Source organism: Arthrobacter hankyongi (assembly GCF_022012395.1).
Lineage (GTDB): Bacteria > Actinomycetota > Actinomycetes > Actinomycetales > Micrococcaceae > Crystallibacter > Crystallibacter hankyongi.
In genome coordinates this window covers 103,951-128,630 of the sequence record NZ_JAKLTQ010000001.1, presented here as the reverse complement: position 1 = coordinate 128,630, position 24,680 = coordinate 103,951, and the positions used below count along the sequence as shown (strand labels likewise).

The following is a 24,680-nucleotide window of genomic DNA, read 5'->3' as shown; positions in this document are numbered from 1 at the left end:
CTGACCGTACTTCCCGCCACGGCCACCGCGGCGCCGACCCAGGCCGGCGAGCCCTGGATCAATATGACGATCTTCGGCCTGTTCGTCGCGATCACCCTGGTGATCGTGCTGCGCGCCAGCCGGAACAACAAGACGGCGGCCGACTACTACGCGGCAGGCCGGTCCTTTACCGGATCGCAGAACGGCACCGCCATTGCCGGGGACTACCTCTCGGCGGCCAGCTTCCTCGGGATTGTCGGCGCCATCGCGATCAACGGCTATGACGGGTTCCTGTACTCCATCGGCTTCCTGGTCGCCTGGCTGGTGGCCCTGCTGCTGGTGGCCGAGCTGCTGCGCAACACGGGCAAGTTCACCATGGCCGACGTGCTCTCCTTCCGGCTCAAGCAGCGCCCGGTGCGGATCGCCGCGGCGACCACCACGCTGGCGGTCTGCTTCTTCTACCTGCTCGCGCAGATGGCCGGTGCCGGCGGCCTGGTTTCGCTGCTGCTGGGCATCAATGACAAGCTGGGGCAGTCCCTGGTGATCACCGTGGTGGGTGGGCTGATGATCCTCTATGTGCTGGTCGGCGGCATGAAGGGCACCACCTGGGTGCAGATCATCAAGGCCTGCCTGCTGATCGCCGGAGCCTTCGTGATGACGGTCTGGGTGCTGGCGATGTACGGCTTCAACTTCTCCGCCCTGCTGGGCGACGCCGCGGCCACGGCCGGCACCACCGACGTGCTGAACCCGGGCCTGCAGTACGGGGCCAGCGGAACCTCCAAGTTCGACTTCATCTCGCTGGCGCTGGCGCTGGTGCTGGGCACCGCCGCCCTGCCGCACGTGCTGATGCGGTTCTACACCGTTCCCACGGCCAAGGAAGCCCGCAAGTCAGTGGTCTGGGCGATCTGGCTGATCGGTGCCTTCTACCTGTTCACGCTGGTCCTCGGCTACGGCGCCGGCGCGCTGATCGGGGCGGACGCCATCCAGGCGGCTCCGGGCGGGGTCAACTCCGCCGCCCCGCTGCTGGCCTTCCACCTGGGCGGGCCGCTGCTGCTCGGGCTGATCTCCGCAGTTGCCTTCGCCACCATCCTGGCGGTGGTCGCCGGGCTGACCATCACGGCCGCGGCATCCTTTGCCCATGACATCTACGCCAACGTGGTCCGGCGCGGCAAGGTGGATCCCGACGGCGAGGTCAAGGTCGCCCGCCGGACCGTGGTCGTGATCGGGGTGCTGTCCATCCTTGGCGGCATCGGCGCCCAAGGCCAGAACGTGGCGTTCCTGGTGGCGCTGGCCTTCGCGGTGGCCGCCTCGGCAAACCTGCCGACCATCATCTACTCGCTGTTCTGGAAGCGCTTCTCCACCCGGGGCGCGGTGTGGTCGATGTACGGCGGCCTGGCCGCAGCCATCGTGCTGATCGTGTTCTCACCGGTGGTTTCGGGCTCCGAGACCTCAATGATCCCCGGCGCGGACTTCGCCTTCTTCCCGCTGAAGAACCCGGGCATCGTCTCGATCCCGCTGGCCTTCTTCCTCGGCTGGCTGGGCACGGTGCTGGACAAGGCGGGGGAGGACCCGGCCAAGCAGGCGGAGATGGAGGTCCGCTCGCTCACCGGCGTCGGCGCCGAAAAGGCCGTCGACCACTAAAGGTAGCCACCCCGTCAGGCAGGGGCCCCGTCCGTCGGGACGGGGCCCCTGCCCGTTACGGGCCTGCCGGGGCGTCGCCGACCTCCAGCAGGCCCCGGTCCTCGCCGATCAGTTTCAGCGACAGGTCCTTGTAGCCCACCGAGTCGAACAGCACGGTGATGCGGTCCGGCAGTACGCCCATCACCGTGCCCGCCCCCCACTCCCGGTGCCTCACCGGGGTCTGCATCGCGTATCCGGCCGGCATGGCCGCCTCCAGCTCCAAGGCTTCGGCCGCGGAGCTGCCCGCGCAGTTGTCGCAGTTGCCGCAGTACCCGCTGGTCTCCTCGCCGAAGTAATTGAGCAGGAAATCGCGCCGGCAGTGGTCCGTTTCGGCATAGGCGCGGGCCATTTCCACCCGGGACTGATCGATCCGGTGCCGGGATTCGGCTTCGGCGAGCGCTCGTTCGACGGCGTCGTCCAGACGTGGCGCGGAACCTGCGGTCCCGAGGGTCCGGTAGCCGCCGGGACCGGCCAGGATGCCGCCGCTGTGTTCGAGCAGGTTCAACGCGCGGGCCTGCCGGTGCCTGGAGAGCCCGGTGATCCGGGACAGCGCCGCAGCCGGCAGCGGCCCGGCCTCCTGCACGGCGGTGAATACCTGGGCCAGGTCCTCGGGATCGGGCGCGTGGCCGACGAAGAAGTGCTGCAGGCCCAGGTCCTCGGACCGGTAGTGCAGCACGGCCCGGGCGGGTGCGCCGTCCCGGCCGGCCCGGCCGATCTCCTGGTAGTAGCTGTCCAGCGAGTCGGGGATGTCGGCGTGGACCACGAACCTGATGTCCGGTTTGTCGATTCCCATGCCGAACGCCGTGGTGGCCACCACGACGTCGAGTTCGTTGGCCTGGAACCGCTCGTGGATCGCGGTCCGGTCCGCGGTCCGCCGGCCCGCGTGGTAGGCGTCCGCCCGCAGGCCGCGGCCGGCCAGCTCGGCAGCATACCATTCGGTGTCCTTGCGGGTGGAGGCGTACAGCAGGCCTGGTCCGTGCAGGTCCTCGACTTCGTCCAGCACGGCCTGCCGCTTGCCCCGGTCCTCATGGTGCCGGCGGACCTGCAGGTACAGGTTCGGCCGGTCGAAGCTGTGGATGAGCGTGGCCGGTTCCCGCAGGCCCAGCCGTTCGATGATCTCGGCGCGCACGTGCGGGGAGGCCGTGGCGGTCAGCGCCACCACGGGCGGCCTGCCGAGCCGGGCGACGGCGGCGGTCAGCGTCAGGTAGTCGGGCCGGAAATCATGGCCCCAGGCGGAGATGCAGTGCGCCTCGTCCACCACGAACAGCGGGATCCGGCAGCGGCCGAGCCGTTCGAGGGTCTCCTCCCGGGCCAGCTGTTCGGGAGCCAGGAAGACGTACTTGGCGTGGCCGCCCTCCACCGCGGCCCAGGACTCCCGCTCCGCCCGGGCTCCCAGCTGCGAATTGATGGCGAAGGCCCGCCGCGCGCCGAGGTCCTCGTTGATGGCTTCCACCTGGTCGCGCTGCAGGGCGATCAGCGGCGAGACGACGACGGCGGTGCCCGGCAGCAGCGCCGACGGCACCTGGTAGATCGCGGACTTGCCGAATCCGGTGGGCATCACGGCCAGCACGTCCTGTCCGCGCGCGGCGGCCACCATTCCTTCGAGCTGTCCGGGGCGCAGGGCCTGCAGGCCGAACAGTTCCGCGGCGGCCCGGCGCAGTTCGTCCGCGCCGGGGCCCTGCCCGCCGGGTGCGTCCTGGTCAGCCGGCATGGGCCAGCCGCACCGGTTCGGAAACTATGACGCCGTCGCGGGTGTTCAGCCCCGGCAGCAGTTCGGGCAGGCGCAGGACCGCCGCATCGAAGCCGTCGTCGGCCACCGCCTTGATGTAGCGCAGGGTGGCGTTGGTGAGGGCATAGGTGGAGGTCCGCGGTACGGCGCCGGGCATGTTGGCCACGCAGTAGAACACCGTGTCGTGCACCCTGAAGGTGGGGTCCGCATGCGTGGTGGGCCGTGAGTCTTCGAAGCAGCCGCCCTGGTCGATGGAAATGTCCACCATGACCGAGCCCGGGCGCATCTGCCGGACCAGCTCGTTGGAGACCAGCCGCGGGGCCCGGGCGCCGGGAATGAGGACCGCACCGATGACCAGGTCGGCGGAAAGCACCGCGGCGCTGAGCTCGAAGCTGTTGCTGGCAATCGTGGTGATCCGCCCCTGGTACTGCGCGTCCAGTTCCTGCAGCCGGGCGACGTTGGTGTCCAGCACCGTAACGTTGGCCCGCATGCCGGCGGCCATCGCCACGGCATTGGAACCGGCCACGCCGCCGCCGATGACGACGACGTTGGCGGCGTGCGTGCCGGGCACCCCGCCCAGCAGCACACCCCGGCCGCCCTGCGGCTGCATCAGGCACTGGGCGCCCACCTGCGGGGCCAGCCGCCCGGCCACCTCGGACATCGGCGCCAGCAGCGGCAGGGACCGGTCCGGCAGCTGGACCGTCTCGTAGGCGATGGCAGTGACCCGGCGCCGGCAGAGTTCGTTGGTCAGGTTCCGGTCCGCGGCCAGATGCAGGTAGGTGAACAGGGTCAGTCCCTGCCGCAGCCGGGGGTACTCCTCGGGCATCGGTTCCTTGACCTTCAGCAGCAGCTCGGCTTCGGCCCAGGTCTCGTCGGCGGAACCGAAGATGCGGGCGCCGGCAGCCTCATAATCGGCGTCCGCGATCGCCGAGCCTTCGCCGGCACCGGTCTCGATGCCGACCTGGTGGCCGGCCAGGACCAGTTCGTGGACGCCGGCGGGCGTAATCGCGACCCGGAACTCGTTGTTCTTCACTTCGCGCGGAACACCGATATGCATGGCACTTTCCTTCGCTCAGCCGCCCCGGCGCGCTGGGCGGACCCGCTGGTGCAACCGAGCATACGCCGGTCAGCGCAGCAGTTGTTCCATGCGGTAGGGGATCAGTTCGTGCATCGCCAGCGAGGTGTCGGTCCGCTCCACCCCGTCGATGGCCAGGATCTTGCCGGTGATCCGGAACAGGTCCTCGGCCCCCTCCGACACCACTTTCGCGAGGATGTCCGCCTGGCCGGTGATGCCGTAGGCCTCCAGCACCTCCGGGATCAGCGCCAGCGCCTCGGTGACCGGGGTGAGCTTCTGCTGCTGCACATGCAGGTGCACGAACGCGGCCAGCGGGTAGCCCAGCGCCGCCGGATTGATCCGGCGCTCGAACGGCAGGAAGATATTCCCGCGTTCGAGCTGGGCCAGGCGCGCCTGCACCGTGTTCCGGGACAGGCCGAGCTCCTGGGCCAGGGCCACCACGGTGCTGCGCGGATCCCGGGCCAGCGCCCGGAGCAGCCGCGTGTCGGTACCATCCAGGTTCCGCATAGTGCGCAAGATTAGCACGTCCAGCACTACGCGGGCGGGGCAGATTGCTCAGTTTCGGACGGGGTGATTGCGCGCGCTGACCACTGTGAGTATCGTCACCATATCCGACCGGCAAGGGGGCCGGCCGTCCCGCAGCGGATTGATACGGACAGCAAAGGTGGAGCCGCCATGTCCTTAGCAGGTGCCGGTCCGGCGACCGGGGAAAAAATCAGCGAACCCTGGGTGCAGTTGCTTACCCCGGCCGGGGTCAGGGTGCCCGAGCCGCACTACGACAGCTGGCTCGAGGACATCGACGGCGGCCGGCTCCAAGGGCTCTATCGGGACATGGTCGTGGTCCGCCGGATCGACGTCGAGGCCACCGCACTGCAGCGGCAGGGGGAGCTGGCGCTGTGGCCGCCGCTGCTGGGGCAGGAGGCCGCCCAGATCGGCTCCGGCCGCGCCCTGGCCCCGGACGACTTTGTCTTCCCCAGCTACCGTGAGACCGGCGTCGCGTACTGCCGGGGGGTCGAGTACGCGGATTTGGTCAAGGTCTGGCGCGGCAACGCCCCCTCCAGCTGGGACCCCTACCGGCTGAACATGGCCCCGATGCAGATCATCATCGGCGCGCAGGCGCTGCACGCCACCGGCTATGCGATGGCCACCAAGTTCGACGGCGCCGAGACCGCCACCATGACCTACTTCGGCGACGGCGCCACCAGCCAGGGCGACCTGAACGAGGCGATGGTCTTCGCCGCGAGCTTCCAGGCCCCGGTGCTCTTCTTCTGCCAGAACAACCAGTGGGCCATCTCGGAACCGGTGCGCGTCCAGGCCCAGCGCGCCATCGCGGACCGGCCCCCGGGTTTCGGCATCCCGAGCGTGCGGGTGGACGGCAATGATGTGCTGGCCTGCCTGGCGGTCACCCGCGAGGCACTGGACCGGGTCCGCACCGGCGCCGGCCCGTACTTCATCGAGGCCGTGACCTACCGGATGGGTCCGCACACCACGGCGGACGACCCGACCCGCTACCGGGACCCGAACGAGCTCGAGGACTGGCGCACCCGGGACCCGATCGACCGGCTGGCGGCCTACCTGAAGTCCGAGGGCCTGTTCGACGACGGCTTCCAGGCGCAGGTGCGTACCGCGGCCGACGACGCCGCGGCCGGCCTGCGGGCGGCGTGCACCGGCCTGTCCGACCCCTCGGACCTGGAGCTCTTCGACAATGTCTACAGCACCCCGCATGCGGTGCTCGAGCGGCAGAAACAGCATTACGCCCGGTACCTTGCCGGCTTCGAAGCGGCCGAAGGAGGCCAGCGATGACCACGATGACGTTTGGCCAGGCCATTAATGCCGGCCTGCGCAAGGCCCTGGACCGCGATCCCAAGGTGCTGCTGATCGGCGAGGACATCGGTACCCTCGGCGGGGTCTTCCGGATCACCGACGGGCTGCAGAAGGACTTTGGCGCCCACCGCGTGGTGGACTCTCCGCTGGCCGAGTCGGGGATCCTGGGCACCGCCGTCGGAATGTGTTTCCGCGGCTACCGCCCGGTCTGCGAGATCCAGTTCGATGGCTTCGTCTACCCCGCCTTCGACCAGATCGTCAGCCAGGTGGCCAAGCTGCACTACCGCTCGCGCGGCCGGGTGAAGATGCCGATCACCGTCCGGGTGCCCTTCGGCGGCGGCTTCGGCGGGGCCGAGCACCATTCCGAATCGCCCGAGGCCTATTTCCTGCACACCGCCGGCCTGCGTGCGGTCACCCCGTCCAACCCGCAGGACGCTTTCCTGATGGTCCAGCAGGCGATTGCGTGCGACGACCCGGTGATGTTCTTCGAGCCCAAGCGGCGCTACCACCTCAAGGGCGAGGTGGACCTGGAGGCGGACCTGTCCGCGGCCGCCCCGTTGGACCAGGCCCGGATCGAACGTCCGGGCAGCGACGCCACCCTGGTGGCCTACGGTCCGCTGGTGCCCACGGCACTGGCGGCGGCCGACGCGGCGGCGGACGAGGGCATCTCGCTGGAGGTGATCGACCTGCGCTCGCTCTCGCCGCTGGACTTCGGCACGGTGGCGGACTCGGTGCGGCGCACCGGCCGGCTGGTCATCACGCACGAGGCATCGCAGACCGGCGGCCTGGGCGCCGAGCTGGCTGCCGGGATCACGGAGCGCTGCTTCTACTATCTCGAGCACGCCCCGGTACGCGTGACCGGCTTCGACATCCCGTACCCGTCGGCCCGGATGGAGCAGCACCACGTGCCGGACCTGGACCGCATCCTGGACGGTGTGGACCGGGTGCTGGACCGGCCGAACTCGCTCAGCGGGCTGGAGGACTAGTGGCGATCAAGGTATTCACCCTGCCGGACCTGGGCGAGGGACTGACGGAATCGGACATCGTCGGCTGGCGCGTGGCCGAGGGGGACAGCGTGGCCCTGAACCAGGTCCTCGGCGAGGTGGAGACGGCCAAGGCGGTGGTGGAACTGCCCTCCCCGTTCGCCGGCGTGGTCCGGAAGCTGCACGGCGCGCCGGGAACCACGGTGCGCGTCGGCGAGCCGATTGTCTCCTTCGAGGTGGCCGGGGAGGCGGCCGGTGACGAGCCAGCCGCCGGCCGGCCTGCCGCCCCGCCGGCGGCAGGCTACGTGCGGCCGGAGCGGGAGGCCAATTTGGTGGGCTACGGTGCCGCGGCCGAGACCGGCGAACGGCCGGTGCGCCGCCGCCGGACGTTCGACGGCGGCGGGCCGGCGGCAGGCTCCGCTGAGCCTGCGGCGTCCCCGGCGGCGCAGCCGGTGCCTCCGGCCCCGCAGGCACCTCCGGCTGCTCAGGCGCCTCCGGCACCCCCGGCGCCGGCGCCGGATCTGGGCACCCGGCCGCGCTCCACCCCGCCGGTACGCAAGCTGGCCCGGGACCTCGGCGTCGACCTCGCCCAGGTGCCCGGCAGCGGCAGCAACGGCCTGGTCACCCGTGCGGACGTGGAGGGCTACACGGCACCGCGCGCGCCGTCGGCCCCGCCTGCCCCGGCCGGGGCGGAAGCCGTCCCGGCGGGCCGCTGGCTGGCCGGGGCCGCCGAGCGGGAGGCCCGGATCCCGATCCAGGGCGTGCGCAAGGCGACGGCCGCGGCCATGGTGGCCAGCGCGTTCACCGCCCCGCAGGCGACGGTCTTCCTGACCGTCGATGCCACCGCGTCAATGGACCTGCTGGAGAAGCTGCGGGCGGACCATGCCTTCGCCGGACTCCGGCTGACCCCGCTGGTGCTGGCGGCCAAGGCCCTCTGCCTGGCGCTGGAACGGAATCCGGCGCTGAACTGGCGCTGGGACACCGAACACGGCCAGATCGTGCAGCAGAACTATGTGAACCTGGGCATCGCCACGGCGTCCGAGCGCGGTCTGACGGTGCCGAACATCAAGGACGCGCATACCTTGGACCTGCGCTCGCTGGCCGCGGCGTTGGCCGATCTGGTGGAGACGGCCAGGGCGGCCCGGACCACGCCGCAGCAGTTGACCGGCGGCACTATCTCCATTACCAACGTCGGGGTCCTCGGGGTGGACGCTGGCACGCCCATCCTGAATCCGGGCGAGGCGGCGATCCTGGCCATCGGGGCAGTGCGGCGGCTGCCGTGGGAATACCGCGGGACGGTCGCCCTGCGCCAGGTACTGACGCTGGGCCTGACCTTCGACCACCGGTTGGTGGACGGCGCCCAGGCCTCGGCCTGCCTGGCCGACGTCGGGGCCATCCTCGCCGATCCGGGCATGGTGCTCACCATGGTGTGAAGCGCCATGCCCGGGGACGGTCAGGACAGTTCGAGGATTTCCTCGGTGACCACGGCGGCGCGGGCGTTGGCAAAGCCCTGCGCCTCGCCGATCCGGCGGAAGCCGGCCTTCTCCAGGATCTTGATCGAGCCCAGGTTGTCCTTGACCACGCGGGCCCGGATGGGACGCTCGGTGAATTCGCGCAGGAACTGCTCTACGGCGGCGGTGGTGACCCCGCGGCCCCAGTGGCTCTTGGCGGTCCAGTAGTTCAGTTCGGGCACTCCCTCGCTGTGGTAGACCACCACGTTGCCCACCACTTCGCCGTCGGCGGTGACGGTGCGCACGGTGACGGAGGAGTCATTGAGCAGGCCCTGCCAGTAGTGGTCGAACACCCCGCGGTCGGAGGGATTCTTTGCGCTGAAACCTGCCATCCGGTTGGCATCCGGATCTTGCTGGTACTCGAAGAACTTGTCCAGGTCGGCAGGTTCCACAGGGCGGAGCTCGATCACGGCGGGCCTTTCGATAGAGGGTGTTCCAACAGGTTACTCGGCTTTCAGCGCGGCCCAAGCCATTGTTTCGAGCAATTTCCGGCGCCAGCCCTTGTCCCGCACCAGCTGGCCCCGGCGGGTGGAGTGCGCAGTGGAGTTGATCAGGCCGAACACCGCATGGGCGCGCATCCGCAGCCGGGCCGGCTCCTCACCGCGGATCAGCTGGGCCAGCACGTCCACCCACACCCGCAGGTAGCTGCGCTGCAGCGACCGGACGCGTTCGGCGTCCTCGGGGCTGAGCGAGTCCAGGTCCCGGTCCTGGACGCGGATCACATCCGGGTTGCCCAGGGCGAAGTCGACGTGGAATTCGATCAGGCCGCGCAGGGCTGCCTCCGGCCCGGAAGAACTGCCGACCACCGCCCGGCCGCCGTCGAGCAGGTCCTGGCTGACCCCGGTCAACAGGGCCACGAGCACGGCCTGCTTGCTGCTGAAGTGCCGGTAGACCGCCGGTCCGCTCACCCCCGCCGCCGCGCCCAGGTCCTCGATGGAGACACCGTTGAAGCCCCGTTCGGCGAACAGGGCGGCGGCGGCGGAGAGCAGCGCCGAACGGCGGGAGGCCTTGGCCAGGCTGCGGCCGGTGGCCCGGCCGGCGGGCCCGGCAGCGCCGGTGGTGCCGGGCGATGCGTTTGCGGCGGTGGAGGCTGCCACTGCGATCCTTTCGGCAGGGTGTATCTCGGTCGATTATAGACAACCCGGTTAAGCCCTACTAACCTGAATTGAGTTAGTGCTTATTAACCAAGGCCCGTCCACGCGGCGGGCGCGCGGGAAAGCTGTCAATGGAGACATTGGTTTCCCGGCTGGATCCGTCCAGTCCGGAATTTCAGGCAAATGACGCGGCGCAGCGGGCGCTGGCGGCCGAACTGCGCGCCAAACTGGAGGCGGCGGCCGTGGGCGGCCCGGAATCGTCCCGGCGGCGGCACCTGGACCGCGGCAAGCTGCTGCCGCGCGGGCGCGTGGACGAACTGCTTGACGAGGGCAGCCCCTTCCTGGAACTGTCACCGCTGGCCGCGGACGGAATGTACGACGGCGAGTGCCCCGGGGCCGGGATCATCACCGGGATCGGCCTGGTGCACGGCCGGCACGTGATGGTGGTCTCCAACGACGCCACGGTCAAAGGCGGGACCTACTACCCGGTGACGGTCAAGAAGCACCTGCGGGCCCAGGAGGTGGCGCTGGCGAACCGGCTGCCGTGCATCTACCTGGTGGATTCCGGGGGAGCGTTCCTGCCGAAGCAGGACGAGGTTTTCCCGGACCGCGAGCATTTCGGCAGGATCTTCTACAACCAGGCCAATCTCTCGGCCGCCGGCATACCGCAGATCGCCGCCGTGCTCGGTTCCTGCACGGCCGGTGGTGCGTACGTGCCGGCGATGAGCGACGAGACGGTGATCGTGCGCAACCAGGGCACCATCTTCCTGGGCGGGCCGCCGCTGGTGAAGGCCGCCATCGGCGAGGTGGTCACCGCGGAGGAACTCGGCGGCGGGGAGGTGCACGCCAGGGTTTCCGGGGTCACCGACCATCTGGCCGAGAACGACCGGCATGCACTGCAGATCGTCCGGGACATCGTGGCCAGCCTGCCGCCGGCTGCCGCCGCCGAGCAGGCAGGGCCGGCCGCGCCTTCGATGCCTCCGCTGGCGGACCCGCTTCAGCTGTACGGGGCCGTCCCGCCGGACGTAAACGTCCCCTACGAGGTCCGCGAGGTTATTGCGCGGCTGGTGGATGGGTCCGGCTTCCACGAGTTCAAGCGCGAGTACGGACCCACGCTGGTCACCGGATTCGCCCGCATCCACGGCCGCGAGGCCGGCATCGTGGCCAACAACGGGGTGCTGTTCAGCGAATCGGCGCTCAAGGGCGCGCACTTTATCCAGCTGTGCGACCAGCGCGGCATCCCGCTGGTCTTCCTGCAGAACATCTCCGGGTTCATGGTCGGCAAGGACTACGAGGCCGGCGGCATCGCCAAGCATGGGGCCAAACTGGTCACCGCCGTCGCCACCACGCGGGTACCGAAGCTGACGGTCATCATCGGCGGCTCATTCGGCGCCGGTAACTACTCAATGTGCGGCCGCGCCTATTCGCCGCGCTTCCTGTGGACCTGGCCGGCCAGCCGGATCTCGGTGATGGGCGGCAACCAGGCGGCCTCGGTGCTGGCCACGGTCAAGCGGGACCAGCTCGAGGCGGCCGGACGCAGCTGGTCCATGGCCGAAGAGGAAGCTTTCCGGGCGCCGCTCCGGGCCCAGTACGAGGAGCAGGGCAACCCGTACTACGCCAGCGCACGGCTCTGGGATGACGGCATCATCGACCCGGCGGACACCCGCACGGTGCTGGGACTGGCCCTGGAGGTCTGTGCCCTGGCCCCGCTGGCCGAACCCGGCTTCGGACTGTTCCGGATGTGAGGCCGATGGAACCACGCTTCGCTGCCCCGTTCGATACCGTGCTGGTCGCCAACCGCGGGGAAATCGCCTGCCGGGTGATCCGTACCTGCGCCCGGCTCGGCCTGCGCACAGTGGCCGTCTATTCCGACGCCGACGCCGGGGCCCGGCACGTGCGCGAGGCGGACGTGGCGGTGCGCCTCGGACCGGCTCCGGCGGCGCAGAGCTACCTGGACATCGCGGCGGTGCTGGCCGCCTGCAAGGCCACCGGGGCGCAGGCGGTACATCCGGGCTATGGCTTCCTGAGCGAAAACGCGGCCTTCGCCGAGGCGCTGGCCGCCACCGGCATCGTCTTCGTGGGCCCTGGCAGGACGGCGCTGGCCGTGATGGGGGACAAGATCCGCGCCAAGGAACAGGTCGCCGCGTACGGGGTGCCCGTGGTGCCGGGCGTGGCCCTGCCGGACGCAGCCGACGCCGGGCCGGCCGCTGCGGCCGAGGTTGGCTATCCGCTGTTGATCAAGCCGTCCGCCGGCGGCGGCGGCAAGGGCATGTACGCCGTCGAACGCCCCGAAGACCTGGCCGCTGCGCTCGCCGCCGCCCGGCGCGTGGCCGCGAGCGCGTTCGGCGACGACACGCTGCTGCTGGAGCGCCTGGTGGCCGCCCCCCGGCACATCGAGGTGCAGGTCCTGGCCGACAGCCATGGCAACGTCATCCATTTGGGCGAGCGCGAATGCTCGCTGCAGCGCCGGCACCAGAAGGTCATCGAGGAAGCGCCGTCGCCGCTGCTGGATGCCGCCACCCGGGACCGGATCGGGGAGGCGGCCTGCCGGGCGGCGGCCTCGGTGGACTACACCGGGGCCGGCACCGTGGAATTCCTGGTCTCGGACACGGCGCCGGACGAGTTCTTTTTTATGGAGATGAACACGCGGCTGCAGGTCGAGCATCCGGTCACCGAAATGGTCACCGGCCTTGACCTGGTCGAGTGGCAGCTGCGCATTGCCGCGGGCCAGCAACTGGGGCTGGCCCAGGCGGACGTGCGGCTGCGCGGTCACGCGGTGGAGGCACGGATCTACGCGGAGGACCCGCAGCAGGGATTCCTGCCCGCCGCCGGCACGGTGCTGAAGCTGGCCGAGCCGGCCGGCAGCGGCGTGCGCGTGGACAGCTCGCTGGCCGAGGGTCTGCAGATCTCCCCCAGCTACGATCCAATGCTGTCCAAGGTCATCGCCTGGGGGGCGGACCGGCAAGAGGCGCTGGCGCGGCTGGACCGGGCCCTGGCCGGCACCGTGGTGCTCGGCGTCGACACCAACATCGAGTACCTGAGGCTGCTGCTGGCGGATCCCGACGTGCAGGCCGGCCGGCTGGAAACCACCCTGATCGAACGCAGGCTGCCGGAGCTGGCCTTCCACCACCCCTCGGACACCGACCTGGCCATCGCGGCGGTGGCCGCCGTGGCGTGGCAGCGGGACCGGGCCGGATTGCCGGCGTCGACCCCGGAGTCTGCCGGGGTACCGCCGTGGCGGCGCGGGGACGGCTGGCGCCCCGGCGCCGCGGCCGCCCAGCTGGTCAGCCTGGACTCCGCCGCCGGCGGGCCGCGCGAGGTGCAGGTATACGGCACCCCGGCGCAGGCCCGGGTCCGGCTCGAAACCGCCGCAGGCCAGGCCCCGCTGGCGGTGGAACTGCAGCCGGCGGCCGTGGTCGTGGACGGCATCCGGTGGCCGCTGGCCTGGGCGGTGGGGGAGGATCACCGCCTGTGGCTCAACTACGCCGGCCGGACGCTGGCCTGGCAGTTGCGGGACCGCGCCCGGCGGCTGCGCGATTCGCTCGAACAGCTCCGCCGCAGCACCGGCGAGGCCTCGCCCGAAGTCCGTTCGCCGATGCCCGGCACCGTGACCGCGGTGGCGGTGCGCAGCGGCGAACAGGTCCAGGCCGGCCAGCTGCTGCTCAGCGTCGAGGCCATGAAGATGGAGCACCAGCTCACCGCGCCCATGGCCGGTCAGGCCGAGCTCAGCCTCCGGCCGGGCGACCTGGTCAAGGCCGGCCAGATGGTGGCGGTCATCCACCCGGAAACCAAGGAAGGGTCCCATGCCTGATTTCGAACTGGGCGAGGAATACCAGACCCTCGCCGACACCGTCCGGGAATTTGCCAACGAGGTGGTGGCGCCGGCCTCCGCCAAGCACGACGAAGAGCACAGCTTCCCGTACGAAATCGTCAAGCAGATGGGGGAGATGGGCCTGTTCGGGCTGCCCTTCCCGGAGGAATACGGCGGCATGGGCGGGGACTACTTTGCCCTGGCCGTGGCCCTGGAAGAGCTCGGCCGGGTGGACCAGTCCGTGGCCATCACCCTGGAAGCGGCCGTTTCCCTCGGCGCCATGCCCATCTACCGTTTCGGCACCGAAGAACAGAAGCAGCAGTGGCTGCCGGACCTCGCCGCGGGACGGGCACTGGCGGGCTTCGGGCTGACCGAGCCGGAGGCCGGCTCGGACGCCGCCGGCACCAAGACCACGGCACGGCTCGAGAGCACGGCCGGCGGCAGCGAATGGGTGGTCAACGGGCGCAAGGAATTCATCACCAACTCCGGTACGGAGATCAGCCGGCTGGTCACGGTCACCGCCGTGACCGGCAGCACCGGGAGTGCCGGAGGTCCGGGAGGAACCCGGAAGGAAATCTCCACCATCCTGGTCCCCACCGACACATCCGGCTTCAGCGCGGAGAAGGCCTACAACAAGGTGGGATGGAACGCCTCGGACACCCACCCGCTGCGGTTCGAGGACGTCCGGGTGCCGGAGGCGAACGTGCTCGGCGAGCGCGGCCGCGGCTACGCCAACTTCCTGCAGATCCTGGACGAGGGGCGCATCGCCATCGCCGCGCTCGCCACCGGCGCCGCCCAGGGCTGCGTGGACGAGTCGGTCCGCTATGCCAAGGAACGCACGGCCTTTGGCCACAACATCGGACATTTCCAGGGGATCCAGTTCAAGATCGCCCGGATGCAGGCCCGCGCGCACACCGCACGGCTGGCCTACTATGACGCGGCGGCGCGCCTGCTGGCCGGCCGGCCCTTCAAATCCCAGTCGGCGATTGCCAAGATGGTGGCGGGGGAAGCAGCGATGGACAACGCACGCGATGCGACGCAGATCTTCGGCGGCTTCGGGTTCATCAACGAGTTCCGGGTGGCCCGCCACTACCGGGATTCGAAGGTGCTCGAGATCGGTGAGGGGACCACGGAGGTGCAGCTGATGCTGATCGCCCGCGAGCTGGGGCTTTAGAACCTCAACGAGGAGGCAGCAATGATCAACAAGGTAGTGGCCGGCGCCGCCGACGCCGTCGCGGACATCCCGGACGGCGCCTCGCTCGCCGTCGGTGGGTTCGGCCTGTGCGGTATCCCTGTTGCACTGATCCAGGCCCTGCACGAGGCCGGCACCACGGACCTGGAGACAATCAGCAACAACTGTGGCGTGGACGACTGGGGCCTGGGGGTGCTGCTGAAGGACGGCCGGATCCGGCGCACCATCAGCTCCTATGTGGGTGAGAACAAGGAGTTCGCGCGCCAGTTCCTGGCCGGCGAGCTCGAGGTGGAGCTGACACCGCAGGGCACGCTGGCGGAGAAACTGCGCGCCGGCGGCGCGGGCATTCCCGCCTTTTACACGACGGCCGGGGTGGGGACCCAGGTGAGCGAGGGCGGGCTGCCACGCAAGTACGACGACGCCGGGAACGTCCTCGTCGCTTCCGAACCCAAGGAGGTGCGCCGCTTCCACGGCACCGAGTATGTGCTGGAGGAATCGCTGACCCCAGACTTTGCGCTGGTGCATGCCTGGAAGGGGGACCGGCTGGGCAACTTGGTCTACCACGCGACCGCGATGAACTTTAACCCGCTGTGCGCCATGGCCGGCAGGATCACCATCGCCGAGGTGGAGGAACTGGTGGAGCCGGGGGAGCTGGACCCGCAGCAGATCCATACGCCCGGAATCTTTGTCCAGCGGGTGGTAGCCGCGCCCGGGGTGGAGAAGCGGATCGAAAAACGCACCGTCTCCGGAGGGAACTGACGATGGCACGCTCACGCACGGAACTGGCCGCCCGGGTGGCGCGGGAACTGCAGAACGGACAATACGTCAATCTGGGCATCGGCATGCCCACGCTGATCCCGAACTACATTCCCGACGGCGTGGAGGTGGTGCTGCACTCCGAGAACGGCATCCTCGGCGTCGGCCCCTATCCCACCGAGGACCAGGTGGACCCGGACCTGATCAACGCCGGAAAGGAAACCGTGACCCTCAACCGGGGAGCGGCGATCTTCGATTCGGCCACGTCCTTCGGCATGGTCCGCGGCGGCCATGTGGACGTGGCAGTGCTCGGGGCCATGGAGGTGGCCGAGAACGGGGACCTGGCCAACTGGATGATCCCGGGCAAGATGGTCAAGGGAATGGGCGGCGCCATGGACCTGGTCTTCGGCGCCAAGCGGCTGATCGTCATGATGGAACACCTGGACAAATCCGGAAGACCCAAGATCCTGACGCAATGCACCCTGCCGGTGACCGGCCGCGGCTGCGTGGACCGGATCATCACCGATCTGGCCGTGCTCGACGTGGTGGGCGAGGCGGGGCGGAAGTCCCTGGTGCTGCGGGAGACCGCGCCGGGTATCACCGTGGACGAGGTCATGGCCGCCACCGGTGCGCCGCTGCGCCTCGATGAAGAAGTGGAGGGCGTGTGAGCACCGGGCCGCTGGACACCGGGGACTCCGAGTCGCGGGTCATCACCCAGCGCGGCCTGTACTTCGACGAAATCGAAATCGGCGTGGTCTATGCGCACCGGCCGGGGCGCACGGTGACCGAGGCGGACAACGTGCTGTTCACCACCGTCACGATGAACACCCAGGCGCTGCACCTGGATGCCGCCTGGGCTGCCACCCAGCCCTTTGGCCGGCGGCTGGTGAACTCCATGCTCACCCTGGCCATCGTCGTCGGGCAGTCGGTCAGCCAACTGACTCAGGGCACCATCGTGGCCCAGTTGGGCCTGCACGAGGTGGAATTCCCGCACCCGCTGTTCCCCGGGGACACGCTCTATACCGAAACGGTGGTGACGGACAAACGGCTCTCCGCCTCGCGGCCCGGCCAGGGCATCGTCACCATGGTGCACACCGGGCGCAACCAGGATGGGGACGTGGTGGCGCGGGCCACCCGCAGTGCCCTGATGTGGACCCTGCAGGGCCACGAACAGGCCGCGCTGGACTATGCCGAGCAGGCCGGAGGCCCCGCCGGTCCGGAGGTGGCCTGACCATGGTCTTCCTGATGGGCCCGGTCCTGCTCTTCTGCCCGGCGGATCGCCCGGACCGCTACGCCAAGGCCCTCGACCGCGCGGACGCGGTGATCCTGGACCTGGAGGACGCCGTCGCCCCCGCGGACCGGGAGACGGCCCGGCAGGCGCTGTGCGGCAACCCGCTGGACCCGGAGCGGACCATCGTCCGGGTCAACGCGGCCGGGACCGCCGACCACGGACCGGACCTGGCAGCCCTGCGCCGGACCGCGTACCGGACCGTGATGCTGGCCAAGGCCGAAGACACCCCGGACCTGGCCGGTCTGGACGGCTATCAGGTCCTGGCCCTGTGCGAGACCGCCCGCGGGGTCCTGAACGCCGGCGCGCTGGCGGCCCAGGACCAAGTCACCGGCCTGATGTGGGGGGCCGAAGACCTCGTGGCGTCGCTGGGCGGAACCTCCAGCCGGCGGGCGGACGGCAGCTACCGGGATATCGCCCGGCACGCGCGCTCGCAGGTGCTGCTGGCTGCCGGCGCCCGGGGCAAGGCCGCGATCGACTCGGTCTACCTGGACATCGAGGACCTGGACGGGCTCGCCGCCGAGGCCCAGGATGCGGCGGCGTCGGGCTTCAGTGCGAAGGCCGCCATCCATCCAGGCCAGGCCGGACCCATCCGCCGCGCCTTCCGTCCGACCGCGGAAGAAGCCGCCTACGCCGCGGACCTGCTGGCGGCGGCCCGGCGGGAACCGGGCGTGTTCAGCTTCCGCGGCCGGATGGTGGATGCGCCGCTGATCAGGCACGCCGAGCAGACCCTGCGCCGGGCCGGCCGCTGAACAGGAAGCCCGCCTGCCCCGGGCCTCCCAGCCGCATCCTTCACACCCGCTCCCGCGTCCTCCACCCCCAGCCCGTGTCCTTCACACCCGCTCCCGCGTTCTCCACGCCCAGCATTGGGCCGCCGCGCCCTGCTTTAGCCTTCAAGCGACGCCCTGACTAGTACCTTTGCAAAGCTTGAAGCCTAAACAAGGGGAGCAGGGCACCCGCGGCGCCGGGAGGGCTCCGGGGCCGGGCCGGGGTGGGTGAGTGGCCGAGGCCGGGAAGGGAAGGCGAGTAGAGCCGGGCCGGGGTGCGGGATACTGGGAGATATGGAGTTCCGCGATCCCGGCCGTCCGGCGGCCTTCCCCCTGCCTGCCTCCCCGTCCCGCAAGGTGGTCCTGCTCGGCTCCACCGGCTCGATCGGCACCCAGGCCATTGACGTCGTGGACGCGGCACCGGAGCGCTTTACCGTGACGGCGCTCTCGGCGGGCGGACGGAACCTGGCCCTGGTGGCACGGCAGGCCGTCCACACCCGCGCCGAGGCCGTGGGCATCGCAGCCGGCTCCCGGGAGGAACTGGCAGTCGCGGTGAAGGAAGCAGCGGCCGCTGCCGGGCTGTCCGGCTACGCCCCGGAGCTGTTCGCCGGCCCCGACGCAGCGGCGCGGATCGCCGCTTGGGCCAATGCCGACGTCGTACTGAACGGCATCACCGGATCCATCGGCCTGGCCCCGACGCTGGCCGCGCTCGAGGCCGGGCATCTGCTGGCCCTGGCCAACAAGGAGTCGCTGATTGCCGGCGGCGGGCTGGTCAAAGCCGCGGCCCAGCCCGGGCAGATCGTGCCGGTGGACTCGGAACACTCGGCCCTGGCCCAGGCGCTGCGCGCGGGCTCGGCCGCGGAGGTGGACCGGCTGGTGGTCACCGCTTCCGGCGGCCCGTTCCGCGGCTACAGCCGGGGGCAGCTGGCCTCGGTGACCCCGGCGCAGGCGCTGGCCCACCCGACCTGGGACATGGGCCGGATGGTGACCACCAACTCGGCGACCATGGTGAACAAGGCGCTGGAGGTGATCGAGGCGCACCTGCTGTTCGATGTGCCGCTGGAGAAGATCGAGGTCGTGGTCCATCCGCAGTCGGTGGTCCATTCCATGGTGCAGTTCGTGGACGGCTCCACCATTGCCCAGGCCTCCCCGCCGGATATGCGCCTGCCGATCGCGCTCGGCCTGGGCTGGCCCGAGCGGGTGCCGGGCGCGGCCAGGCCCTGCGATTGGACGGCCGCCACGGCATGGACCTTCGAACCCCTGGACGAGGAGGTCTTTCCCGCGGTGCGGCTGGCCAAGGACGCCGCTGCCCGGGGTGGGACGCACATGGCGGTCTACAACGCCGCCAACGAGGAGGCGGTGGAGGCGTTCCACGGCGGCCGCATCGGGTTCGCGGCCATCGTGGACACCGTGGCCGCCGTCGTCGCCGAACACGCCGGCTCGTCCGAGCTGACCGTGGAATCGGTGCTGGCCGCCGAACGGTGGGCACGGGTCCGCACCCACGAACGTTTAGGAATGATGTGACTGTTCTGCTTTTCATTCTCGGCGTACTGCTCGTGGCAGTAGGCATCGCCGCCTCGATCGCCCTGCACGAGGTGGGCCACCTGGTGCCCGCCAAGCTGTTCAAGGTGCGCGTGACCCAGTACATGGTCGGTTTCGGCAAGACCATCTGGTCGCGCCGCCGGGGCGAGACCGAATATGGGTTCAAGGCCATCCCGCTGGGCGGCTATGTCTCGATGATCGGGATGTACCCGCCGGCCAAGGACCAGGCAGGCCAGGCCGGGTCCGTGCGCCGCTCCAGCACGGGGATGTTCCAGCAGCTGGCCGAGGACGCGCGCAGCGCCGCCGCCGAGCAGCTGCGGCCCGGCGACGAGAACCGCGTGTTCTACAAGCTGCCGGTGTGGAAGCGGATCATCATCATGCTCGGCGGCCCGTTCATGAACCTGGTGATCGGCACGGTCCTGCTGGGAGTGGTGCTGGTAGGCTTCGGCACCGCCCAGCCCACCGCCACCGTGTCCGAGGTCTACAAGTGCGTGGTGCCCGCGTCCCAGCAGGCCCGGACCGGCCAGCAGGACTGCCTGCCCTCGGATCCGGTGGCGCCGGCCACCGCCGCCGGCATCCGGCCGGGGGACAAGATCGTCTCGTTCGGCGGCCGCCCGGTCACCGACTGGTACGAGCTGACCGGCTGGATCCGCGAGGCCGCCGGCCGGAAGACCACGGTCGTGATCGAACGCAACGGCACCACGATCACCACCACCATCACTCCGATCCGCTCCGAACGTCCGGTGCTTAACGCGGAGAACCAGCCGGTGCTGGACGCCGCGGGCAAGCCGGTGACCGAGCAGGCCGGCTTCGTCGGTATGGGGCCGACCACCGCGCTGGTGCCCGAGCCTGGCTCCGCGGTGCTGCCGGCGGTAGGGGAGAACCTGCAGAGCATCGCCGGCGTGGTACTGAACCTGCCCCAGCGCGTGGCGGACGTGGCCCAGGCGGCCTTCAGCGACGAACCGCGCGATCCCAACGGGCCGATCAGCGTGGTGGGCGTGGGCCGGATTGCCGGCGAAATCAGCGCCATGGAAGAGGTGCCGCTGCAGGCGCGCATCGCGTCCCTGATCGGGCTGGTGGGCTCGCTGAACCTGGCGCTGTGCGTGTTCAACCTGATTCCGCTGCTGCCGCTCGACGGCGGCCATGTGGCCGGCGCGCTCTGGGAGGCCATCCGGCGGCGCGCGGCGCGCCTCCTGCGCCGCCCGGATCCGGGACCGGTGGACATTGCCAAGCTGCTGCCGCTGACCTACGTGGTGGCCGCGCTGCTGATGGGCATGGGCGCGCTGCTCATCTACGCCGACATCGTCAAGCCGGTCAATATCTTCGGCTGACCGCCGAATACCCGCCGGTAATCGGCTCCGCCGCCTATTGTTGCCCTATGACGGGCACCCGAGGTACCTCAGTCCCGGCCCGGCGGCCCAAGCGGCCGCTGCTGCCGCTCGCCGCTGCCGCCCTAGCCGCCGCGCTGGCGCTGTCCGGCTGCACTTCTCCGGCGCTTCCGGGCCAGACCGCGGCCTCTGCCGGCGTGGAGCCGGATGCGCCCCAGCGCAACGCGGACCAGGTCTATCTGCGCACCGCCCCGGCGGCTCCGCAGCTGATCGGCGGCACGGACGCCCAGGCCGCGCTGGCCGCCAGCGCGGCGCTGTTCGAATCCTCGCCGCTGGCCCTGGTGGCCGCGGGCGGCGATGCCGGCGCGGTCCGCACCGCGGCCGGCGACGCCGAGGCGCTCGGCGTACCGCTGCTGCTGGCCGGCGAGGGCCTGGCCGCTGAATTGCAGCGGCTCGGGGTGCGCGCGGTCAAGACCTACGGAGAGCCCGATGGCGGATGGGCGCCCTGGCCGGGCGGCGTCCGGGTGCTCGGCGCGGACGAGCAACCGCAGCGTCCCGTGGCGGCCCAGCCGGCCTCGACCCATTCCGTGCTGCTGGACAAGCACGCACGGAACCTGCCGGCCACGCTGGCGGTGGTGAAGGCTTCGGGCGCCCGCACCCGGGTGGACCCGGCGTCGGACCCGCGGCAGGATCCGGCCACCGTCGCGTTCCTGCGCGAGGCGCCGCAGAACAGCATCCTCGGCATCGGTGCCTCCTTCGGTACCGCACCGGATTTCGCACGGCACGCGGCGGCCGCGCTGACCGTACCCGAACTGCCCGGCGGCGGCCTGCAGGTCTTCCCGGCGCGGCGGATGGTTGCGCTGTACGGGCACCCGTCCGGCGCGGCGCTGGGGGCCCTGGGCGAACAGGGGATCCAGGCAGGCATTCGGCGGGTGCGCAAGCTGGCGGCCGAATACCAGCCGCACAGCCGGCAGCAGGTCATTCCGGCGTTCGAGATCATCGCCTCGGTGGCCACCGGCGCGGCCGGGCCGGACGGCAGTTACTCGAGCATGACCAACCCGGACGACCTGCGGCCCTGGATCGACGCCGCCGGCAAGGCCGGCGTGTACGTGGTGCTGGACCTGCAGCCGGGCCGCACCGACTTCCTGACCCAAGCCAAGCATTATGCCGCGCTGCTGAAGCAGCCGCACGTCGGACTGGCCCTGGACCCGGAGTGGCGGCTGGCCCCGGGCCAGCGCCACATGGAGCAGATTGGCTCGGTGGACGCGGCGGAAGTCAACAAGGTCTCGGCCTGGCTGGCCGGGCTGACGCGGCAGCACCACCTGCCGCAGAAGGTGTTCATGATCCACCAGTTCCGCCAGGACATGGTCGGCAACGAGCGCCGCGTGGATACTTCGCACGAGGAGCTCGCCACGGTGCTGCACGCGGACGGCCACGGCACCGCGGGGCAGAAGATGGAGACCTGGCATGCGCTGCGCCAGGTGGCCCCAAAGGGGGCGCGGATGGGCTGGAAGAACTTCTATGACGAGGACCGTCCCACCTTCACCCCGAAGCAGACCTACCGGGACGTGGACCCGGCCCCGTGGTTCGTTTCGTACCAGTGACCCCGGCGCGCGGGACGTGGCCGGCCAATTGGTATGGTGGGGGCCATGAGTGTTTTTGCCGTTGAGTACGTCTACGCCCCCGAGTCCGAAGCCGGCCGGGACGAGCAGCGGCCCGCGCACCGCGCGTGGCTGAACGATTTCGTGGAGTCCGGCCGGCTGCTGGCTTCGGGTCCGTTCGCCGACGGCGAGGGCGCCCTGCTGCTTTTCACCGCCGAGTCCGAGGCCGCGCTGCTGGAGGAGCTGAAGCAGGATCCGTTTAATATCAGCCAGCTGATTTCGGGCCTGAAGGTCACCGAGTGGAAGCCGGTCACCGGGGCCTTCGCCGACTACGCCTAGCCGGTTGCACCGTCCTACCACTCGCTTTGTTCGCGGCGGGACCCGCGGCGAAGATTCCCGCGGGTGGATAATGGAAGCTGATTATTAACTGCCTGCAAGGCCCATGGAGGACGATGTGACTTCGGTCAATCTTGGAATGCCGGCGGCGCCGCCGCCCGTGCTCGCACCCCGCCGGAAGACCCGGCAGATCCGGGTCGGGTCGGTGGGGGTCGGCTCGGAGTCGCCCGTGAGCGTGCAGTCGATGACTACCACCCCCACCACCGACATCAACGCCACGCTGCAGCAGATCGCCGAACTGACGGCGTCCGGCTGCGACATCGTGCGCGTGGCCTGCCCCAGCGCGGACGACGCCGAGGCGCTGCCGATCATCGCGAAGAAGTCCAAGATCCCGGTCATCGCGGACATCCACTTCCAGCCCAAATACGTGTTCGCGGCCATCGACGCCGGCTGTGCCGCGGTGCGGGTCAACCCGGGCAATATCCGCAAATTCGATGACCAGGTCAAGGAGATCGCCCAGGCGGCCAAGGACGCCGGGGTGTCCCTGCGGATCGGCGTGAACGCCGGGTCGCTGGATCCGCGGCTGCTGCAGAAGTACGGCAAGGCCACGCCGGAGGCGCTGGTGGAATCCGCGGTCTGGGAGGCCTCGCTCTTCGAGGAGCATGACTTCCATGACTTCAAGATCTCGGTCAAGCACAATGACCCGGTGGTCATGGTCAGGGCCTACGAGCTGCTTGCCGAGCGCGGGGACTGGCCGCTGCATCTGGGCGTGACCGAGGCCGGCCCGGCCTTCCAAGGCACCATCAAGTCCGCCACTGCCTTCGGTGCGCTGCTGTCGAAGGGCATCGGGGACACCATCCGCGTCTCCCTCTCGGCACCGCCGGTGGAAGAGGTCAAGGTGGGCAACCAGATCCTGCAGTCGTTGAACCTGCGCCCGCGCAAGCTCGAGATTGTCTCCTGCCCGTCCTGCGGGCGCGCCCAGGTGGACGTGTACACGCTGGCCGACCAGGTCACTGCGGGGCTGGAGGGCCTGACCGTTCCGCTGCGAGTGGCGGTCATGGGCTGCGTGGTCAACGGTCCCGGGGAAGCCCGGGAGGCGGATCTGGGCGTGGCCTCCGGCAACGGCAAGGGCCAGATCTTTGTGAAGGGCCAAGTCATCAAGACTGTCCCCGAGGACCAGATTGTTGAGACACTCATTGATGAAGCCATGAGGATAGCGGAGGAAATGGGGAACACCGATGGCGAAAATGCTGTCCAGGGTAGCCCCGTGGTTAACGTCGGCTAGGCCCGCGGGACCCGCCGCGGGCGCAGTTGACGCTGCCGGCGGGTCCATCCGTCCGCTGACTGCCGAGGACACCGCGGCCCTGTGGTCCCTGGTGCGTCCGGACCCGGTGGCCAATGTGTTCATGGCCGCCCACCTCGAGGCCGCGGGCACCGCCGGCCCCACCGCCTCCGGGGCACGGATCCTGGGCTGTTTCGACGACGGCGCGCTGGTGGCTGCCTGCTGGGCCGGCATCAACGTGGTCCCGGTGGGCCTGGACGCCGTCCGCGGCGCGCAGATGGGCGCCTACCTGGCCGCCGCGAACCGCCACGTCTCCTCCATTTTCGGTCCGGCTGAGGGCGTGCTGGGCATCTGGTCCACACTGCAGCACAGCAGCGCCGACCCCTTCGACGTCCGGCCCGACCAGCCGCTGATGGAGCTGCGCGGGACACCGGCAGTGGAGCCGGATCCGTCCCTGCGCTTTTCGACGCCGGAGGACCTGGACGCACTGGTCCCGGCCTGCGTGGCCATGTTCGAGGAAGAAGTGGGCTATTCCCCGCTCGCCGGCGGCGGGCAGCACTACCGGCACCGGGTGAAGTCGCTGATCGAACACGGCCACTCGGTGTTGTACCGGGATGCGGAGGGCGAGGTGGTCTTCAAGGCCGAGCTGGGCAATGTCTCGGCCGACGCCGTCCAGATCCAGGGTGTCTGGATGAACCCGGCCCACCGCGGCCAGGGCCGCGCCGCCGCCTACATGGCCGCCGTCGTCGAACTCTCCCGCCGCTTTGCCCCGGTGGCGAGCCTGTACGTCAACGACTACAACCACCGGGCGATGGCCGCCTACCGGCGCGTGGGCTTCGAGCAGGTCGGCACCTTCGCGACGATTCTCTTCTAGCCTGCGATTCCCCTCCAGCCTGCGGCGG

The 24,680-nt window shown here is 70.2% G+C and carries 22 protein-coding genes; 17 read left to right on the top strand and 5 right to left on the bottom strand.

Annotated elements, in window-relative coordinates; genetic code table 11:
- On the top strand, nucleotides 1–1,620 hold the full coding sequence (locus LVY72_RS00585; protein WP_504862935.1) for a monocarboxylic acid transporter: 1,620 nt from the start codon (nucleotides 1–3) through the stop codon (nucleotides 1,618–1,620).
- Between the two features lie 55 nt (nucleotides 1,621–1,675).
- On the opposite strand, the gene LVY72_RS00580 is transcribed toward LVY72_RS00585, so the two are convergent.
- The 3 genes from LVY72_RS00580 to LVY72_RS00570 form a co-directional block, all read right to left on the bottom strand.
- Nucleotides 1,676–3,370 (bottom strand): RecQ family ATP-dependent DNA helicase, encoded by a 1,695-nt coding sequence (locus LVY72_RS00580; protein WP_237817508.1) that lies wholly within the window; start codon nucleotides 3,368–3,370, stop codon nucleotides 1,676–1,678.
- Entirely contained in the window at nucleotides 3,360–4,445 is a 1,086-nt protein-coding gene (gene ald / locus LVY72_RS00575; protein ID WP_237817507.1) for an alanine dehydrogenase, read from the bottom strand. Before ald ends, LVY72_RS00580 begins: the two co-directional genes overlap by 11 nt.
- A 69-nt stretch (nucleotides 4,446–4,514) precedes the next feature.
- Nucleotides 4,515–4,970 (bottom strand): Lrp/AsnC family transcriptional regulator, encoded by a 456-nt coding sequence (locus LVY72_RS00570; RefSeq protein ID WP_237817506.1) that lies wholly within the window; start codon nucleotides 4,968–4,970, stop codon nucleotides 4,515–4,517.
- Nucleotides 4,971–5,138: 168 nt separating this feature from the next.
- Here LVY72_RS00570 and pdhA point away from each other — a divergent pair, with 168 nt between their 5' ends.
- Genes pdhA through LVY72_RS00555 form a run of 3 tightly spaced genes read left to right on the top strand, consistent with a single transcriptional unit; the run spans nucleotide 5,139 to nucleotide 8,703 of the window.
- Nucleotides 5,139–6,266 (top strand): pyruvate dehydrogenase (acetyl-transferring) E1 component subunit alpha, encoded by a 1,128-nt coding sequence (gene pdhA / locus LVY72_RS00565; protein ID WP_237817505.1) that lies wholly within the window; start codon nucleotides 5,139–5,141, stop codon nucleotides 6,264–6,266.
- A complete protein-coding gene (locus tag LVY72_RS00560) occupies nucleotides 6,263–7,273 on the top strand; it encodes an alpha-ketoacid dehydrogenase subunit beta (RefSeq protein ID WP_237817504.1) in 1,011 nt (336 codons plus the stop codon). The genes pdhA and LVY72_RS00560 overlap by 4 nt, the downstream gene beginning before the upstream one ends.
- The gene (locus LVY72_RS00555; protein ID WP_237817503.1) at nucleotides 7,273–8,703 is read left to right on the top strand and encodes a dihydrolipoamide acetyltransferase family protein; all 1,431 of its coding nucleotides are present in this window, start codon (nucleotides 7,273–7,275) and stop codon (nucleotides 8,701–8,703) included. The genes LVY72_RS00560 and LVY72_RS00555 overlap by 1 nt, the downstream gene beginning before the upstream one ends.
- A 20-nt stretch (nucleotides 8,704–8,723) precedes the next feature.
- Here the strand turns inward: LVY72_RS00555 and LVY72_RS00550 are convergent, their stop codons facing one another.
- Together LVY72_RS00550 and LVY72_RS00545 are read right to left on the bottom strand one after the other, a co-directional pair.
- Complete coding sequence (locus tag LVY72_RS00550; RefSeq protein WP_237817502.1) at nucleotides 8,724–9,191, bottom strand: GNAT family N-acetyltransferase; 468 nt, start codon at nucleotides 9,189–9,191, stop codon at nucleotides 8,724–8,726.
- A gap of 33 nt (nucleotides 9,192–9,224) precedes the next feature.
- On the bottom strand, nucleotides 9,225–9,878 hold the full coding sequence (locus tag LVY72_RS00545) for an SACE_7040 family transcriptional regulator (protein WP_372463661.1): 654 nt from the start codon (nucleotides 9,876–9,878) through the stop codon (nucleotides 9,225–9,227).
- 128 nt (nucleotides 9,879–10,006) lie between these two features.
- Between LVY72_RS00545 and LVY72_RS00540 the strand changes: the two genes are divergently transcribed.
- From LVY72_RS00540 to LVY72_RS00480, 13 genes are all read left to right on the top strand, one after another.
- Complete coding sequence (locus LVY72_RS00540; protein WP_237817501.1) at nucleotides 10,007–11,620, top strand: carboxyl transferase domain-containing protein; 1,614 nt, start codon at nucleotides 10,007–10,009, stop codon at nucleotides 11,618–11,620.
- 5 nt (nucleotides 11,621–11,625) lie between these two features.
- The gene (locus tag LVY72_RS00535) at nucleotides 11,626–13,686 is read left to right on the top strand and encodes an acetyl/propionyl/methylcrotonyl-CoA carboxylase subunit alpha (protein WP_237817500.1); all 2,061 of its coding nucleotides are present in this window, start codon (nucleotides 11,626–11,628) and stop codon (nucleotides 13,684–13,686) included.
- Nucleotides 13,679–14,860: an acyl-CoA dehydrogenase family protein gene (locus LVY72_RS00530; RefSeq protein WP_237817499.1), complete on the top strand. Its 1,182-nt coding sequence runs from the start codon at nucleotides 13,679–13,681 to the stop codon at nucleotides 14,858–14,860. Before LVY72_RS00535 ends, LVY72_RS00530 begins: the two co-directional genes overlap by 8 nt.
- 21 nt (nucleotides 14,861–14,881) lie before the next feature.
- Nucleotides 14,882–15,637, top strand: coding sequence for a CoA transferase subunit A (locus LVY72_RS00525; protein ID WP_237817498.1), 756 nt, complete (start codon nucleotides 14,882–14,884; stop codon nucleotides 15,635–15,637).
- A 2-nt stretch (nucleotides 15,638–15,639) separates the two neighbouring features.
- Entirely contained in the window at nucleotides 15,640–16,302 is a 663-nt protein-coding gene (locus tag LVY72_RS00520) for a CoA transferase subunit B (RefSeq protein ID WP_237817497.1), read from the top strand.
- On the top strand, nucleotides 16,299–16,865 hold the full coding sequence (locus tag LVY72_RS00515) for a MaoC family dehydratase (protein WP_237817496.1): 567 nt from the start codon (nucleotides 16,299–16,301) through the stop codon (nucleotides 16,863–16,865). Before LVY72_RS00520 ends, LVY72_RS00515 begins: the two co-directional genes overlap by 4 nt.
- A 2-nt stretch (nucleotides 16,866–16,867) precedes the next feature.
- Nucleotides 16,868–17,674 (top strand): HpcH/HpaI aldolase/citrate lyase family protein, encoded by an 807-nt coding sequence (locus LVY72_RS00510; protein ID WP_237817495.1) that lies wholly within the window; start codon nucleotides 16,868–16,870, stop codon nucleotides 17,672–17,674.
- Between the two features lie 309 nt (nucleotides 17,675–17,983).
- On the top strand, nucleotides 17,984–19,213 hold the full coding sequence (gene dxr, locus LVY72_RS00505; RefSeq protein WP_237817494.1) for a 1-deoxy-D-xylulose-5-phosphate reductoisomerase: 1,230 nt from the start codon (nucleotides 17,984–17,986) through the stop codon (nucleotides 19,211–19,213).
- Entirely contained in the window at nucleotides 19,210–20,562 is a 1,353-nt protein-coding gene (locus LVY72_RS00500; RefSeq protein ID WP_237817493.1) for a M50 family metallopeptidase, read from the top strand. The genes dxr and LVY72_RS00500 overlap by 4 nt, the downstream gene beginning before the upstream one ends.
- Before the next feature lie 47 nt (nucleotides 20,563–20,609).
- A complete protein-coding gene (locus LVY72_RS00495) occupies nucleotides 20,610–22,163 on the top strand; it encodes a hypothetical protein (RefSeq protein WP_237817492.1) in 1,554 nt (517 codons plus the stop codon).
- A gap of 45 nt (nucleotides 22,164–22,208) precedes the next feature.
- Nucleotides 22,209–22,499: a YciI family protein gene (locus LVY72_RS00490; RefSeq protein WP_237817491.1), complete on the top strand. Its 291-nt coding sequence runs from the start codon at nucleotides 22,209–22,211 to the stop codon at nucleotides 22,497–22,499.
- 115 nt (nucleotides 22,500–22,614) lie between these two features.
- A complete protein-coding gene (gene ispG / locus LVY72_RS00485; protein ID WP_237817490.1) occupies nucleotides 22,615–23,781 on the top strand; it encodes a flavodoxin-dependent (E)-4-hydroxy-3-methylbut-2-enyl-diphosphate synthase in 1,167 nt (388 codons plus the stop codon).
- Complete coding sequence (locus LVY72_RS00480; RefSeq protein ID WP_308190647.1) at nucleotides 23,735–24,652, top strand: GNAT family N-acetyltransferase; 918 nt, start codon at nucleotides 23,735–23,737, stop codon at nucleotides 24,650–24,652. The genes ispG and LVY72_RS00480 overlap by 47 nt, the downstream gene beginning before the upstream one ends.
- The last annotated feature ends 28 nt before the right edge of the window (nucleotides 24,653–24,680 follow it).

Coding starts and splice junctions, on each gene's coding strand:
- LVY72_RS00580 (WP_237817508.1), bottom strand. CDS start 3,370: ATGCCGGCTGACCAGGACGCACCCGGCGGGCAGGGCCCCGGCGCGGAC.
- ald (WP_237817507.1), bottom strand. CDS start 4,445: ATGCATATCGGTGTTCCGCGCGAAGTGAAGAACAACGAGTTCCGGGTC.
- LVY72_RS00570 (WP_237817506.1), bottom strand. CDS start 4,970: ATGCGGAACCTGGATGGTACCGACACGCGGCTGCTCCGGGCGCTGGCC.
- pdhA (WP_237817505.1), top strand. CDS start 5,139: ATGTCCTTAGCAGGTGCCGGTCCGGCGACCGGGGAAAAAATCAGCGAA.
- LVY72_RS00560 (WP_237817504.1), top strand. CDS start 6,263: ATGACCACGATGACGTTTGGCCAGGCCATTAATGCCGGCCTGCGCAAG.
- LVY72_RS00540 (WP_237817501.1), top strand. CDS start 10,007: ATGGAGACATTGGTTTCCCGGCTGGATCCGTCCAGTCCGGAATTTCAG.
- LVY72_RS00535 (WP_237817500.1), top strand. CDS start 11,626: ATGGAACCACGCTTCGCTGCCCCGTTCGATACCGTGCTGGTCGCCAAC.
- LVY72_RS00530 (WP_237817499.1), top strand. CDS start 13,679: ATGCCTGATTTCGAACTGGGCGAGGAATACCAGACCCTCGCCGACACC.
- LVY72_RS00525 (WP_237817498.1), top strand. CDS start 14,882: ATGATCAACAAGGTAGTGGCCGGCGCCGCCGACGCCGTCGCGGACATC.
- LVY72_RS00520 (WP_237817497.1), top strand. CDS start 15,640: ATGGCACGCTCACGCACGGAACTGGCCGCCCGGGTGGCGCGGGAACTG.
- LVY72_RS00510 (WP_237817495.1), top strand. CDS start 16,868: ATGGTCTTCCTGATGGGCCCGGTCCTGCTCTTCTGCCCGGCGGATCGC.
- dxr (WP_237817494.1), top strand. CDS start 17,984: ATGGAGTTCCGCGATCCCGGCCGTCCGGCGGCCTTCCCCCTGCCTGCC.
- LVY72_RS00495 (WP_237817492.1), top strand. CDS start 20,610: ATGACGGGCACCCGAGGTACCTCAGTCCCGGCCCGGCGGCCCAAGCGG.
- LVY72_RS00490 (WP_237817491.1), top strand. CDS start 22,209: ATGAGTGTTTTTGCCGTTGAGTACGTCTACGCCCCCGAGTCCGAAGCC.
- LVY72_RS00480 (WP_308190647.1), top strand. CDS start 23,735: ATGGCGAAAATGCTGTCCAGGGTAGCCCCGTGGTTAACGTCGGCTAGG.